General features: G+C 67.3%; 13 protein-coding genes. 8 read left to right on the forward strand and 5 right to left on the reverse strand.

Annotated elements, in window-relative coordinates; all coding sequences use genetic code 11:
- The first annotated feature begins 179 nt into the window (after nt 1-179).
- The 4 genes from KU887_RS29185 (at nt 180) to KU887_RS29200 (ending at nt 4,325) form a co-directional block, all read left to right on the forward strand.
- The gene (locus KU887_RS29185; RefSeq protein WP_060267776.1) at nt 180-1,715 is read left to right on the forward strand and encodes an amino acid permease; all 1,536 of its coding nucleotides are present in this window, start codon (nt 180-182) and stop codon (nt 1,713-1,715) included.
- A 263-nt stretch (nt 1,716-1,978) separates the two neighbouring features.
- On the forward strand, nt 1,979-2,224 hold the full coding sequence (locus KU887_RS29190) for a DUF3717 domain-containing protein (RefSeq protein ID WP_006482527.1): 246 nt from the start codon (nt 1,979-1,981) through the stop codon (nt 2,222-2,224).
- A gap of 264 nt (nt 2,225-2,488) precedes the next feature.
- Entirely contained in the window at nt 2,489-3,406 is a 918-nt protein-coding gene (locus KU887_RS29195; RefSeq protein WP_006482538.1) for a LysR family transcriptional regulator, read from the forward strand.
- A gap of 109 nt (nt 3,407-3,515) precedes the next feature.
- Entirely contained in the window at nt 3,516-4,325 is an 810-nt protein-coding gene (locus KU887_RS29200; RefSeq protein ID WP_258256556.1) for an alpha/beta fold hydrolase, read from the forward strand.
- A gap of 40 nt (nt 4,326-4,365) precedes the next feature.
- Here KU887_RS29200 and KU887_RS29205 read toward each other — a convergent pair whose 3' ends face one another.
- On the reverse strand, nt 4,366-4,719 hold the full coding sequence (locus KU887_RS29205) for a hypothetical protein (RefSeq protein ID WP_006482519.1): 354 nt from the start codon (nt 4,717-4,719) through the stop codon (nt 4,366-4,368).
- Nucleotides 4,720-4,903: 184 nt separating this feature from the next.
- On the reverse strand, nt 4,904-5,524 hold the full coding sequence (locus KU887_RS29210; RefSeq protein ID WP_006482520.1) for a TetR/AcrR family transcriptional regulator: 621 nt from the start codon (nt 5,522-5,524) through the stop codon (nt 4,904-4,906).
- Between the two features lie 94 nt (nt 5,525-5,618).
- Between KU887_RS29210 and KU887_RS29215 the strand changes: the two genes are divergently transcribed.
- Nucleotides 5,619-6,860: a glycosyltransferase gene (locus KU887_RS29215; RefSeq protein WP_059722508.1), complete on the forward strand. Its 1,242-nt coding sequence runs from the start codon at nt 5,619-5,621 to the stop codon at nt 6,858-6,860.
- A 15-nt stretch (nt 6,861-6,875) separates the two neighbouring features.
- Here the strand turns inward: KU887_RS29215 and hutC are convergent, their stop codons facing one another.
- The 3 genes from hutC to KU887_RS29230 all read right to left on the reverse strand — a co-directional run bounded on the left by hutC (nt 6,876) and on the right by KU887_RS29230 (nt 9,332).
- Nucleotides 6,876-7,571: a histidine utilization repressor gene (gene hutC, locus KU887_RS29220; protein ID WP_006482530.1), complete on the reverse strand. Its 696-nt coding sequence runs from the start codon at nt 7,569-7,571 to the stop codon at nt 6,876-6,878.
- Between the two features lie 182 nt (nt 7,572-7,753).
- The gene (locus KU887_RS29225; protein WP_080322314.1) at nt 7,754-8,881 is read right to left on the reverse strand and encodes a porin; all 1,128 of its coding nucleotides are present in this window, start codon (nt 8,879-8,881) and stop codon (nt 7,754-7,756) included.
- Nucleotides 8,882-9,017: 136 nt separating this feature from the next.
- A complete protein-coding gene (locus KU887_RS29230) occupies nt 9,018-9,332 on the reverse strand; it encodes a hypothetical protein (protein ID WP_006496057.1) in 315 nt (104 codons plus the stop codon).
- 525 nt (nt 9,333-9,857) lie between these two features.
- Between KU887_RS29230 and KU887_RS29235 the strand changes: the two genes are divergently transcribed.
- The 3 genes from KU887_RS29235 to KU887_RS29245 all read left to right on the forward strand — a co-directional run bounded on the left by KU887_RS29235 (nt 9,858) and on the right by KU887_RS29245 (nt 12,204).
- On the forward strand, nt 9,858-10,631 hold the full coding sequence (locus KU887_RS29235; RefSeq protein ID WP_006482536.1) for an ABC transporter substrate-binding protein: 774 nt from the start codon (nt 9,858-9,860) through the stop codon (nt 10,629-10,631).
- Between the two features lie 173 nt (nt 10,632-10,804).
- Entirely contained in the window at nt 10,805-11,494 is a 690-nt protein-coding gene (locus KU887_RS29240) for an ABC transporter permease (RefSeq protein ID WP_006482533.1), read from the forward strand.
- Complete coding sequence (locus KU887_RS29245; protein WP_006482521.1) at nt 11,491-12,204, forward strand: ABC transporter permease; 714 nt, start codon at nt 11,491-11,493, stop codon at nt 12,202-12,204. Before KU887_RS29240 ends, KU887_RS29245 begins: the two co-directional genes overlap by 4 nt.
- Nucleotides 12,205-12,226: the final 22 nt, after the last annotated feature.

The raw sequence follows: 12,226 nt of genomic DNA on the forward strand, positions 1-12,226 counted from the left end.
GCGGGCGGGGCGACCTCAGCTGTCCCCGTATCGAATCAGGTAGAATCCGCGCTTCGCCGCAGGCGCCCGCCGCGCAACGCGTATCGGGGCCGCATCGAATGCATCGCAGGACGCGCGCCGCGCTCCGATTCCGCATGCGCCGGCTACGGATGCCGGCCCGCTCAACGTTCGTCTCGTTTATGTCCGCAATTCCGAATTCCGACCAACCCGGTTCGCCCGCGAACCCACCCAAGCTTCATCGCGCGCTGAAGGCGCGCCACCTGACGATGATCGCCATCGGCGGCTCGATCGGCACGGGCCTGTTCGTCGCGTCCGGCGCGTCGATCTCGCAGGCCGGCCCCGGCGGCGCGATGGTCGCGTACATGCTGATCGGCCTGATGGTCTACTTCCTGATGACGAGCCTCGGCGAGATGGCCGCGTTCATGCCGGTGTCGGGCTCGTTCGCGACCTACGGCGCGAAATACGTCGATGAAGGCTTCGGCTTCGCGCTCGGCTGGAACTACTGGTACAACTGGGCGGTGACGATCGCGGTGGAGCTCGTCGCCGCGCAGCTCGTGATGCACTACTGGTTTCCGGACGTGCCGGGCGTGTGGTGGAGCGCGGCGTTCCTCGGCGTGATGTTCCTGCTCAATGCGCTCACCGTGCGCGGTTTCGGCGAAGCCGAATACTGGTTCGCGCTGATCAAGGTCGTCACCGTGGTCGCGTTCATCGGCGTCGGGCTGCTGATGATCTTCGGCATTCTGAAGGGCGCGCCGGCCAACGGCTGGGGCAACCTGACGATCGGCGACGCACCGTTCGCGGGCGGCCTGCCGGCGCTGATGGGCGTCGCGATGATCGCGGGCTTCTCGTTCCAGGGCACCGAGCTGATCGGCGTCGCGGCCGGCGAATCGGAAAACCCGCGTACGACGATCCCGCGCGCGGTGCGCCAGGTGTTCTGGCGCATCCTGCTGTTCTACGTGTTCGCGATCTTCGTGATCGGCGTGCTGATTCCGTATACCGACCCGAACCTGCTGAAGACGGACGTGACCGACATCGGCGTGAGTCCGTTCACGCTCGTGTTCCGTCACGCGGGCCTGGCCTTCGCGGCGGGCGTGATGAACGCGGTGATCCTGACGGCCGTGCTGTCGGCCGGCAACTCGGGCATGTACGCGTCCACGCGGATGCTCTACAACCTCGCGACCGAAGGCCGCGCGCCGAAGGTGTTCGCGAAGCTGTCGCCGGGCGGCGTGCCGCGCAACGCGCTGTACGCGACCACCGCCGTCGGCGCGCTGTGCTTCTTCACGTCGCTGTACGGCGACAAGACCGTGTACCTGTGGCTGCTGAACACCTCCGGGATGACGGGCTTCATCGCGTGGCTCGGCATCGCGGTCAGCCACTACCGGTTCCGCAAGGGCTACGTGAAGCAGGGGTATGCGCTCGACCAGTTGCCGTACCAGTCGAAGTGGTTCCCGTTCGGCCCGCTGTTCGCGTTCGTGCTGTGCCTCGTGATCGCGCTCGGCCAGGACTACCAGGCGTTCCTCGCGAACCGGATCGACTGGGCCGGCGTGGCCGCGACCTATGTCGGCATTCCGCTGTTCGTCGTCGTGTGGCTCGGCTTCCGGTTCCTGAAGAAGAGCCGGTTCGTGCGCTACGAGGACATGGAGATCGCGCCGTGGATCGCCGCGAATCGCGGCGCGCAGCGGCGGCCGGTGGCGAACCGCGAAACCGCGGGCTGAGGCCGGCGCGGCAGGCGGCCGCGCGACGGTCGACGAAACGGGAAGCCGCGCGCTTCCCGTTTTTTTTTGCCCGGCTTTTGCCTGCACGGGGTCAAAGCCGGTTATATTGCCCGACCCTACCGGGCCACGGCCCGGCCGGCGCGACAGGCGCGGCGCGGATCGGCATCCGGCGCGCGCCGCGCGGCGGCCGGCGAGCGGCCCGGCGTTTTCATCGCTCCCGCCGGGCCGGCACGGCCCGCGGAGCGCGCAACCCAGAGGAATCCATGAGCGCATCACCCGCCGAGCGGAAGGCCGGACCCGTTTCCATCGTGCGAATCGAAGCCGCGATCAACGCGTGGCGCGAAGTGTACCCGCCGGCGCCGGACGGCGAGGACGGCTACGCGCTCGACGCCGGCAGCAACTGCCTGGCCGAGCTGTACGGCACGATGATCTGCTATCAGTTGCCGGACGTGCCGCTCGACTCGCTGAGCCACGAGCAGCGCGATGCGCTGTACGCGACCGAGGGGTGATGCGGTCGACACGATGCCGCCGCGCGGCGTCGGTGAACGAACGGGAAGCCTCGCGGCTTCCCGTTTTGCTTTGCGCAGCCCCGCGCGTCGTCGCCAGCACGACGCTGCTTGCGCCGGGATCGGCGCCGGCTGAGGTATCGTGACGGGATCGGGAAGCAGGCGATCGAGGAGGCCGGTACGGATAGCCGGCGAGGGTGAGCGGTGCGGGCGCTATTCGCGCGGTGCCGGGTGAGCGTCCGTTGCCTGTCCCGGGAGGATTCGAACATGGAGTTGAGACATCTCCGCTACTTCGTCGCGGTGGCCGAAGAGCGGAATTTCACGCGGGCGGCGGAACGGCTGCATATCGCGCAACCGCCGCTGAGCCGGCAGATCCAGCAGCTCGAGGAGGCGCTCGGCGTGCCGCTGTTCGAGCGCAACGCGCGGCCGCTGAAGCTGACCGATGCCGGACGCTTCTTCTATTCGCACGCGGTGCAACTGCTCGCGCAGACGACCGAACTCGAATCGATGACGAAGCGGGTCGGCAAGATCGAGCGCAGCATGTCGGTCGGTTTCGTCGGCTCGACGCTGTACGGGATGCTGCCGAAGATCATCCGGCGCTTTCGCAGCGAATATCCGGCCGTCGAGCTGAGCCTGCACGAGATGTCGACGATGGACCAGATCAAGGCGCTCAAGGAAGGGCGCATCGACGTCGGGTTCGGGCGCATCCGCCATGAGGACCCGAGCGTGCGGCGCGTCGTGCTGCGCGAGGAGCGGATGATCGTCGCGCTGCCGGTCGGCCACGTGCTCGATAGCGCGAAACCGGTGCTGTCGCTGCACGATCTCGTCAACGACACGCTGATCATCTTTCCGAAGGCGCCGCGTCCGAGCTATGCGGACCAGGTGCTCGCGGCCTTCCACGACCGCGCGTTGCAGCCGCGCAGGATCTACGAGACGCGCGAGTTGCAGATCGCGCTCGGCCTCGTCGCGATGGGCGAGGGCGTGTCGGTCGTGCCGCACAGCGTGTACGGGCTCAAGCGCGACGACATCAGCTACAAGCCGCTCGACGATCCGAACCTCGTGTCGCCGATCATCATGAGCATGCGCGCGCTCGACGAATCGGAGGACATCCGCGCGATGCAGGCGCTGATCTACCGGCTGTACGACGAGGCGCGGATGGAATATCTGCCGCCGCAGCCCGAATGAGCGCGCGGGCCGTAGGGGCTTGCTTGACGCTGCGCGCGCCGGCGGGCCACCATGCGCGGATTCGATGCGGCCGCCGACGCGCGGCCGCTTTCATGCAGACGACCGACACATGACCGATATCCTGACCGAGGAGACGACCGTCGAGACGCCGCAAGGGCGTCTCTTTGCGAAACGCTGGCGTGCGGGGCCGGCGCAGCCTGCGGCGCCTGGGCCGGCCGCGCCGATCGTGCTGCTGCACGATTCGCTCGGCTGCGTCGACCTGTGGCGCGACTTCCCCGCGCAGCTCGCCCGCGCGACGCAGCGCGACGTGATCGCGTACGACCGTCTCGGTTTCGGCCGTTCCGATCGGCATCCGGGCATGCTCGGCACGACGTTCGTGGGCGACGAAGCCGACCGTGCGTTCGCCGCGGTACTCGAACAGCTCGGCGTCGACGCGTTCGTCGCGTTCGGGCACAGCGTCGGCGGCGGGATGGCGGTCGGCTGTGCGGCCGCGTACCCTGAGCGGTGTCGTGCGCTCGTGACCGTCGCCGCGCAGGCGTTCGTCGAGGATCGCACGCTGGCCGGCATTCGCGACGCGGGGCGGCAGTTCGACGAGCCGGGTCAACTCGACCGGCTCGCGCGCTATCACGGCGACAAGGCCGAATGGGTGCTGCGCGCGTGGGTCGACACGTGGCTGTCGCCGGCGTTTCGCGACTGGAATCTCGACGACGACCTGCCGCGCGTGCAGTGCGCGACGCTCGCGATTCACGGCGAAGACGACGAATACGGGTCGGACGTGCATCCGAAGCGGATCGCCGCGCGCGTCGCGGGGCCGTCGTCGTTCCTGTTGCTTGCGCGCTGCGGACACCTGCCGCACCGCGAGCGGACCGACGACGTGCTGGCCGCCGTCGCGACGTGCCTGCGCGACGCGCTCGCCTGAGCGCGCTCGCCCTCGCCGGCGGGCGCCTGCCCGCCGGTGGTCAGAACGAAAGCTGGATCGCGAGATCGATCGCCAGCAGTACGATCGAAAGCCCGATGCCGAGAATCACGTTCGGCAAGCGGTGCTCGAAATCGCGATGATCCTTGCGCATCGCGGCGCCGAGCAGGAAGATCGCCTCGACGACGATCTGCAGCCCGACGAACAGCAGCATCAGCAGATACTCGTAGCCCATCTGCTTGAACGCGACGAATTGCATCCCGTGATCGCGGATCCACTGGCCGACGCGCAGCAGTTCGTAGACGAACAGCAACGCAGGGAACAGGTAACTGATGAAGTAGGTCGGCGCGGTGGCGTGCCGTAGTTCGAGGTGGAAGTGCTGATGCGTGGTAGCCATCACAACCCTCCTTGCAACGCATGATTGCGGTCGCGACGGCGGCGCGTGTCGCGTGCAAACGACGGGATTACCCGATGCGCAGTGCGCAGCCGTACGACATCAGCATACTGCCGCGCGGGAAATTTGGCATGCGAAGTGTGGGTTCGTTGTAACAATGTGTGTGCCACGCGACGCGTTGGCTGCGTCACCGTTTCGCTTCCGCGCCTTCGATGAACAGCTTCGCGACCGACTGAAACTCCCGTTTCAGCGACAGCCCCGGCACGGTCAGCCAGCGCAGCATCGCCGCGAGATACAGGTGATGGAACCAGGTCGCGAGCTGATCGGCCCGCAGCGCGGCGTTCAGTTCGCCGGCCTGCTGCCCGGCGGCGATCAGTTGCTGCCACACCCATGCGATGTCGCTGCCGTTCTCTCCCGCACGCGCCGGTTCGGCTGCGCCGATGCTCAGGAAGCGGTGCCGCAGGTACGCGAGCAGGTACGCCGGATGGTGCTCGCACCAGGCGGCCGACGCGTCGAGCACGCAGCCGATGCGCGACGCAAAGGTCTTGCGCCGCGCGACGTCGTGCTGCAGATGCGCGAGATCGCGCGCGAGTTCGCCTTCGAGCCAGTGCGCGAGCACGGCTTCCTTCGTCGGAAAGTGGTTGTACAGCGTGCGTTTCGCGACATCGGCCTGCGCGGCGATCTGCTCCATCGTGACGGCATCGTAGCCGTGCGCATCGAACAGGCGCGCGCCGGTCGCGGCGAGATGCGCGAGCATCTGGATGCGTTTGCGCGCGCGGCGGCCCGGATCGTCGGTCGGAGTCGTCATGGCAGGGGATTGACTGAAAGTGTGCGGATTGCATTAGTATACGACGTGCACTTTTTTGAATCCAACCTTTTCCGCCGTGCACGAGGAGCCCCGCATGAAACTCGTCATCGCCACCTACGGCACCGAAGGCGACACGCGTCCGCTCGCGGCGCTCGGTCGCGCGCTGCTGGATGCCGGCCACGACGTCCGGCTGCTGGCCGACGCGGCGACGCTCGGCTCGGCCGCCGCGCTCGGCGTGCCGTCGGCGCCGCTGTCCGGCGATATCCGTCGCGCGATCGCGCCGGAAGGCGCGCTGGCCGATGCGGTGCGCGGGCGCGGCGGCTTCAACGATACGTCGAAGGCGCTCGCGGCGATCGCGAATGCGAACACGGCCGCATGGATGCAAGAAGTCGCGGACGCGTCGGCCGGGTGCGATGCGCTGCTCGTGTCGGGCCTCGCGTCGTTCGTCGGGCTGTCGGTCGCCGAGTATCGCCGCATACCGGCGATCGGCACGGGCATGATCCCGATCACGCCGACCGCCGAATTCGCGTCGCCGTTCCTGCCGCCGGGGAAGCTGCCGCGCTGGCTGAATCGCACGAGCCATCGGCTCGTGAATGCGCTGCTGTGGCACGCGTTCAGGAAGTCGACCAATGCGGCGCGCGCCAGCGTCTGCGGATTGCCGCCGCGCAAGCACGTGTGGACCGATCATCCGATGCTGTACGGCGTGTCGCCGGCGCTGCTGTCCAGTCCGGCCGACTGGCCGGCGAACGTGCACGCCTGCGGCCAGTGGCGGGTCGACGCGCGTGCGTGGACGCCGCCGCCCGAACTGTCGGCGTTTCTCGACGCGGGCGAGCCGCCCGTGTACATCGGGTTCGGCAGCATGGCCGGCTTCGATCGGGCGGCGCTGGCCGCCGCGCTGACGCAGGCGCTGGCCGGCCGGCGCGCGCTGTTCTATCCGGGCTGGAGCGGCATCGATGCGTCGCTGCTGCCGGCGCACATTCGCGTGATCGGCGACACGCCGCACGACTGGCTGTTCCCGCGCGTCGCGATGGCGATGCATCACGGCGGGTCGGGCACCACGCATTCGGCGGCGCGGGCCGGCATTCCGTCGGTGGTCGTGCCGTTCGCGGGCGATCAGTTCTTCTGGGCGAACCGGCTGCAACGGCTCGGTGTCGCGGATGCGCCGGTCGCGGGGCGGCGCGTGGAGGCGGCCGCGCTGGCACGGGCGATCGCGTTTGCCGAACGCGGCGAGACGAAGGCGCGTGCGGCGGCGCTCGGCACGCGCATCGCGCAGGAGGAGGGATTGCAGCGGGCCGTCAGTGCGATCGAACGATGGGCGCGACCGCGCGCGAGGTAAGCGCGCGCCGCGGCATCAGAAATGCCCGGTGAAACGGTAGCGGCTGCCCGGGTGCCACAGATTCGCGATCGACGCGACCAGCCCCTGCGACCACGTGCGCCGATGCAGCAGCAGGCACGGCTCGCGATCGTCCATCGTCAGGTGGCGGCGCGTTTCGGCATCGGGCATCGCGGCCTCGATCCGGTATTCGACGCGCTGCAGCGGCGCGACGCGCGTCAGGTACTGGTTCGGCGTCGTCGTCGTGAAGTCCTGCAACGCGTATTCGGGCGCGCAGGCCGGATTGACCCAGCGTTCCTCGAGTTGCACGGGCGTGTCGTTCTCGAAATGCAGCACGCGCGAATGGAAGATCGGGCTGCCGGTGTCGAGCCGCAGTTCGTCGGCGAGCTTCGCATCGGCGACGGCCGCGCCGACCTGCAGCACCTGCGCGCGATAGCCGTGGCCGCGCGCGGCGACTTCGTCGGAGATGCTGCGGATCGCGACCAGCGTCGATTCGTATTTCGGTGACGCGACATACGTGCCGGAGCCGCGCGTGCGCGTGAGCACCTGTTCGGCCGTCAGCTCGCGCAGCGCGCGGTTGACGGTCATCCGCGCGACGTTGAATTCGCGTGCGAGCTCGTTCTCCGACGGCACCTGGTCGCCTTCCGCCCATTCGCCGGCATGAATGCGCGCGAGGATGAAGTCCTTGATTTCCTGATAGATCGGTGTGGTCATGGGATCACGATTTCTGGGTCGGCGGCGGGCCGCCGCCGAATGCCGATCCGGCGCGCGCCCGGCGCCGAGTGTACCGGTTTCGCGGGCGCGCCGGCCCGGATTCCCCGAATGATCCCTGTTCGGCCGGCGCGCGTCCATGCGGGATTGCACAGAGCGGCCGGCCTGCGACGGCTCGCTTGCGGTCAGAACCGATGCCGGATGCCGACCGTCGCGACCACCTGCGTGCGGGTCGACGAAGCCGCGACGCCCGTGACGTTCGCGAACCCGAGCGTCGCGCCCGTCGGCACGCCGAACTGGTGCTGATACACGGTTTCCGCATACACGTCGGTGCGCTTGCTCAGCGCGTAGTCGGCCATCAGCGTCACCTGGTGCCACTTCGGCCGGTGGCTGCCGGTTGCGTCGTCGTAACGGCCGTCGGTGAACGTATAGGCACCGGCGAACGAAACCGCCGGCGTCAGCGCATAGCGCGCGTTGATCTCGTAGTTGTCGAAGCGCAGCGCGTTCAGCGCGCCCGGCAGCGACGACGCGGCCGTTTCGTCGAACATCGCGTGCGTCCACACCGCGCCGATCGTCAGCCGGTCGAACGCGTAGCTGCCGCCGGCGCCCATCACGCGCTGCCGGACGGCCGGGAAGTTCGGCGCGTCGTTGGTCGACAGTGCGCCGCCGGCCGTCAGGCCGCCGCGATTGAGCTGCAGGTACGCGGCGCCGACGCTGACCGGCCCGTTCGCATACGACACGCCCGCGCTGTATGCGCGGTTGTTCGCGAAGCCGCCGGCCGCGTTGCCGAACCCGTACAGGCCGCCGAACTGCCAGCCCGCGAGTGTCGGGCTCGTGTATTTCACCGCGTTGTCGATGTAGAACGAATCGTCGAGGTTGTCGTTGTCGAACGGATGCGACGCGAGGTTGTTGCCGTCGCCGTTGTTCGCCATCGCGAGCGGGCCGAGATAGTCGACCACGGCGTCGTACTGGCGGCCGAGCGTCAGCGCGCCGTATCGATCGCTCTGCAGGCCGACGTACGCGCGGCGACCGAACAGCGTGTTTCGATAGGACTGCGTGCCGTTGTTCAGGTTGAAGCCGCTTTCGAGCCGGAACAGCGCATGCAGGCCGCCGCCGAGATCCTCGTTGCCGCTCAGCCCGAAGACCGTATTCGACAGCAGGCCGCTGCCTTGCTGCCACGCGCTTTTGCCCGACTGGTTGTTCGTATAGGCGATACCGGCATCCAGCATCCCGTAGAGCGTGACGCTGCTTTGCGCATGCGCGACGGCGCCGAAGCATGCGAGCGAGAGGGTACCGACGACTGCTTTTTTCATTGCGTGTGTTTCCTGGAAAGGCCCGTTGCGACGGGAACGGCGATCCGCCGCGCGGATCCGTGCGGACGCGTGCGTGCGAATCGATGAAAAAGGGGGCGTGCGTGACGCGTGTCACGCGCGGCGGTGACGAACGCCGCTAGTGCTGCAACAGGCGGATCGCGCCGAACTCGGCGGCCGGCAGCAGGCGCAGGATCGACAGGATCGCGGGCGACGCCTGTGACCGTGCGACTTCGAGTTCGATGCACGCGCGCCCGGTGCGGCGGTCGAGCGCGGCCGTGTAGCAGTTCAGTGCGGCGCCGACGGCCTGATGCAAGCGACGTCGCACGACCGCGAGGTTGTCCGATTCGACGCGGATCGACAGCAGCACGAGTGTGTCCGCGGGAGCGCGACGCCGCGAGCGAGCGGGCGGCAGATGGCGTGAAGCAGTGGATTCGGTTCTGGTCGGTTTCATGGGCTCATCCCCGGTCGCGGCGCGCGCTGCACGGCGGAGATCTCGTTCTCGACATGGCGCCCATTCTAGAAATCGCCGCGGCGAGACGGTGTATAGACTCGCCGCGCGTCTGCAAAGGATGCGTAAACGCGCTGCGCCGGTGACCGAAGGCGGAAAGGGCACGATGAGCCGGCGGCGGCCACGCCGTCGTTGGACGAACGTCAGGCCGGTTCGGAAGACACGGTGCGGTGGCCGACAAAGTCTAGACAGGTGCCGGGCTCTGCCCAGCTGCCGCCGTACGCCGCAAGAAAGCCTCCATTCAGCCCCGCGTAATCCATAATTAAATGAAAATTAAGGAAAATCCTGTCGACGCTCCTAATCCGCCGACAATTAGAGATAAACACGGATTGCTGACCCTATCCTGGAAAAGGCAAAGTTGTATGTACAACTTGGAACATCGCCGGAACACGCGATTACCCGGTTGGAAGGATTCACGGCGGGCAGCCCGACCGGAATCCGCCCCAGTCCGCCTCTGACAGGAACGCCATGAAGAAACTCGCGCTCAGTATTGCCCTCGCCTGCCTCGCGGTCGGTGCCCACGCCAAGGATTGGTCGACGATCCGTTTCGGCGTCGACGCCAGCTACCCGCCGTTCGAATCGAAGGACGCAAGCGGCAAGGTCGTCGGCTTCGACGTCGACCTCGGCAACGAGATCTGCGCCCGCCTGAAGGCGAAATGCGTGTGGATCGAGAACGATTTCGACGGGATGATCCCGGCGCTGAAGGCGAAGAAGTTCGACGGCGTGCTGTCGTCGATGTCGATGACGCCGGCGCGCGCCGAGCAGATCGCGTTCTCCGACAAGCTGTTCAACACGCCGACGCGCCTCGTCGCGAAGAAGGGCGCGAACCTGCAGCCGACGGCCGAATCGCTGAAGGGCAAGTCGGTCGGCGTCGAGCAGGGCACCATCCAGGAAACCTACGCGAAGGCGTACTGGGCGCCGAAGGGCGTGCAGGTCGTGCCTTACCAGAACCAGGACGGCGTGTACCAGGACCTGATGTCGGGCCGCCTCGACGCGGCGCTGCAGGACGCGGTGCAGGCCGACATCGGCTTCCTGAAGACGCCGCGCGGTGCGAACTTCCAGTTCGCCGGCGGCGACATCGACGATCCGAAGACGCTCGGCAACGGCGCCGGCATCGGCCTGCGCAAGGACGACGCCGACCTGAAGGCGAAGATCGACCACGCGATCGCCGACATCATCAAGGACGGCACCTACAAGAAGCTCGAGAAGAAGTACTTCGCGTTCGACGTCTACGGCGGCTGACCGCGCGGGCGGCGCGCATCGATGGCGGCGCGCCGCCTGCGTTGCCGGATGCCGCACCGTGCGCGGGCCGCGTCCGGCTTGATGAGCAGGCTGCATCACGTCGTGCGCAGAACTCGTTTGCTGCGCGCTTAATGGCTATTGACAATCCAGCCACCTCGTTCTGGGTTCCTCATATGATCTTCCAAGGATTTGGCCCGCTGCTGTGGGCCGGCACGGTCGAGACCGTGAAGCTCGCGGTGCTGTCGCTCGCCGCGTCGCTGATACTGGGCCTCGCGGGCGCGGCCGCGAAACTGTCGGCCAACCGCGTGCTCAAGTCGGTCGGCACGTTCTATACGACGCTGATCCGCGCGGTGCCCGATCTCGTGCTGATGCTGCTGCTGTTCTACGGGATCCAGATCCTGCTGAACGACGTGACCGACCTGCTCGGCTGGGACCAGATCGACATCGACCCGTTCGTGGCCGGCGTCGTGACGCTCGGCTTCATCTACGGCGCGTACTTCACCGAGACGTTCCGCGGCGCGTTCCTCGCGGTGCCGCGCGGCCAGCTCGAAGCCGGCTTCGCGTACGGGATGAGCGGCTGGCGCGTGTTTCACCGCATCCTGTTCCCGCAGATGATGCGCTTCGCGCTGCCGGGCATCGGCAACAATTGGCAGGTGCTCGTGAAGGCCACCGCGCTCGTGTCGATCATCGGCCTCGCCGACGTCGTGAAGGCGTCGCAGGACGCCGGCAAGAGCACGCTCGATTTCTTCTTCTTCACGCTGGCTGCGGGCGCGATCTACCTCGCGATCACGACGGTGTCGAACGTCGTGCTGCATCACCTCGAGAAGCGTTATTCCGTCGGTGTCCGGAGGCTCGCACTGTGATCGAACTCGTCAGCCAGTACTGGCAAAACTATCTCTATTCCGACGGCTACCGCTTCAGCGGCCTCGCGATCACGCTGTGGCTGCTGGTCGTGTCGATCGCGTTCGGTTTCGCGCTCGCCGTGCCGCTCGCGATCGCGCGGGCGTCGTCGAACCGCTGGATCTCGGGCCCCGTGTGGCTCTATACGTACGTGTTCCGCGGCACGCCGCTCTACGTGCAGCTGCTGATGTGCTACACGGGCATCTACAGCCTGCAGGTCGTGCACGACCACGTGCTGCTCGACACGTTCTTCCGCAACGCGATGAACTGTACGCTGCTCGCGTTCGTGCTGAACGAATGCGCGTATGCGACGGAGATCTTCGCGGGCGCGATCAAGGCGACGTCGTCCGGCGAGATCGAAGCCGGGATGGCCTATGGGATGTCGCGCTTCAAGCTCTATACGCGCATCATCCTGCCGTCCGCGCTGCGCCGCTCGCTGCCGAGCTACAGCAACGAAGTGATCCTGATGCTGCATGCGACGACGCTCGCGTTCACCGCGACCGTGCCCGACATCCTGAAGGTCACGCGCGACGTCAATTCGGCAACCTACATGTCGTTCCAGGCCTACGGCATCGCAGCCGTGCTGTACGCCGTAGTCGTGTTCGCGCTCATCTGGGCGTTCCGCAAGCTCGAGACGCGCTGGCTCGCGTACCTCGCGCCGCGCAGCCATTAACGCATCCGCAAGATCCGCAACG

It is taken from the genome of Burkholderia sp. EMB26 (assembly GCF_024730645.1).
Classification (GTDB): domain Bacteria; phylum Pseudomonadota; class Gammaproteobacteria; order Burkholderiales; family Burkholderiaceae; genus Burkholderia; species Burkholderia cenocepacia.

Excerpts from the sequence above, each read along its gene's own strand:
- KU887_RS29185 (WP_060267776.1), top strand. The coding sequence starts at position 180 with ATGTCCGCAATTCCGAATTCCGACCAACCCGGTTCGCCCGCGAACCCA.
- KU887_RS29190 (WP_006482527.1), top strand. The coding sequence starts at position 1,979 with ATGAGCGCATCACCCGCCGAGCGGAAGGCCGGACCCGTTTCCATCGTG.
- KU887_RS29195 (WP_006482538.1), top strand. The coding sequence starts at position 2,489 with ATGGAGTTGAGACATCTCCGCTACTTCGTCGCGGTGGCCGAAGAGCGG.
- KU887_RS29200 (WP_258256556.1), top strand. The coding sequence starts at position 3,516 with ATGACCGATATCCTGACCGAGGAGACGACCGTCGAGACGCCGCAAGGG.
- KU887_RS29205 (WP_006482519.1), bottom strand. The coding sequence starts at position 4,719 with ATGGCTACCACGCATCAGCACTTCCACCTCGAACTACGGCACGCCACC.
- KU887_RS29210 (WP_006482520.1), bottom strand. The coding sequence starts at position 5,524 with ATGACGACTCCGACCGACGATCCGGGCCGCCGCGCGCGCAAACGCATC.
- KU887_RS29215 (WP_059722508.1), top strand. The coding sequence starts at position 5,619 with ATGAAACTCGTCATCGCCACCTACGGCACCGAAGGCGACACGCGTCCG.
- hutC (WP_006482530.1), bottom strand. The coding sequence starts at position 7,571 with ATGACCACACCGATCTATCAGGAAATCAAGGACTTCATCCTCGCGCGC.
- KU887_RS29225 (WP_080322314.1), bottom strand. The coding sequence starts at position 8,881 with ATGAAAAAAGCAGTCGTCGGTACCCTCTCGCTCGCATGCTTCGGCGCC.
- KU887_RS29230 (WP_006496057.1), bottom strand. The coding sequence starts at position 9,332 with ATGAAACCGACCAGAACCGAATCCACTGCTTCACGCCATCTGCCGCCC.
- KU887_RS29235 (WP_006482536.1), top strand. The coding sequence starts at position 9,858 with ATGAAGAAACTCGCGCTCAGTATTGCCCTCGCCTGCCTCGCGGTCGGT.
- KU887_RS29240 (WP_006482533.1), top strand. The coding sequence starts at position 10,805 with ATGATCTTCCAAGGATTTGGCCCGCTGCTGTGGGCCGGCACGGTCGAG.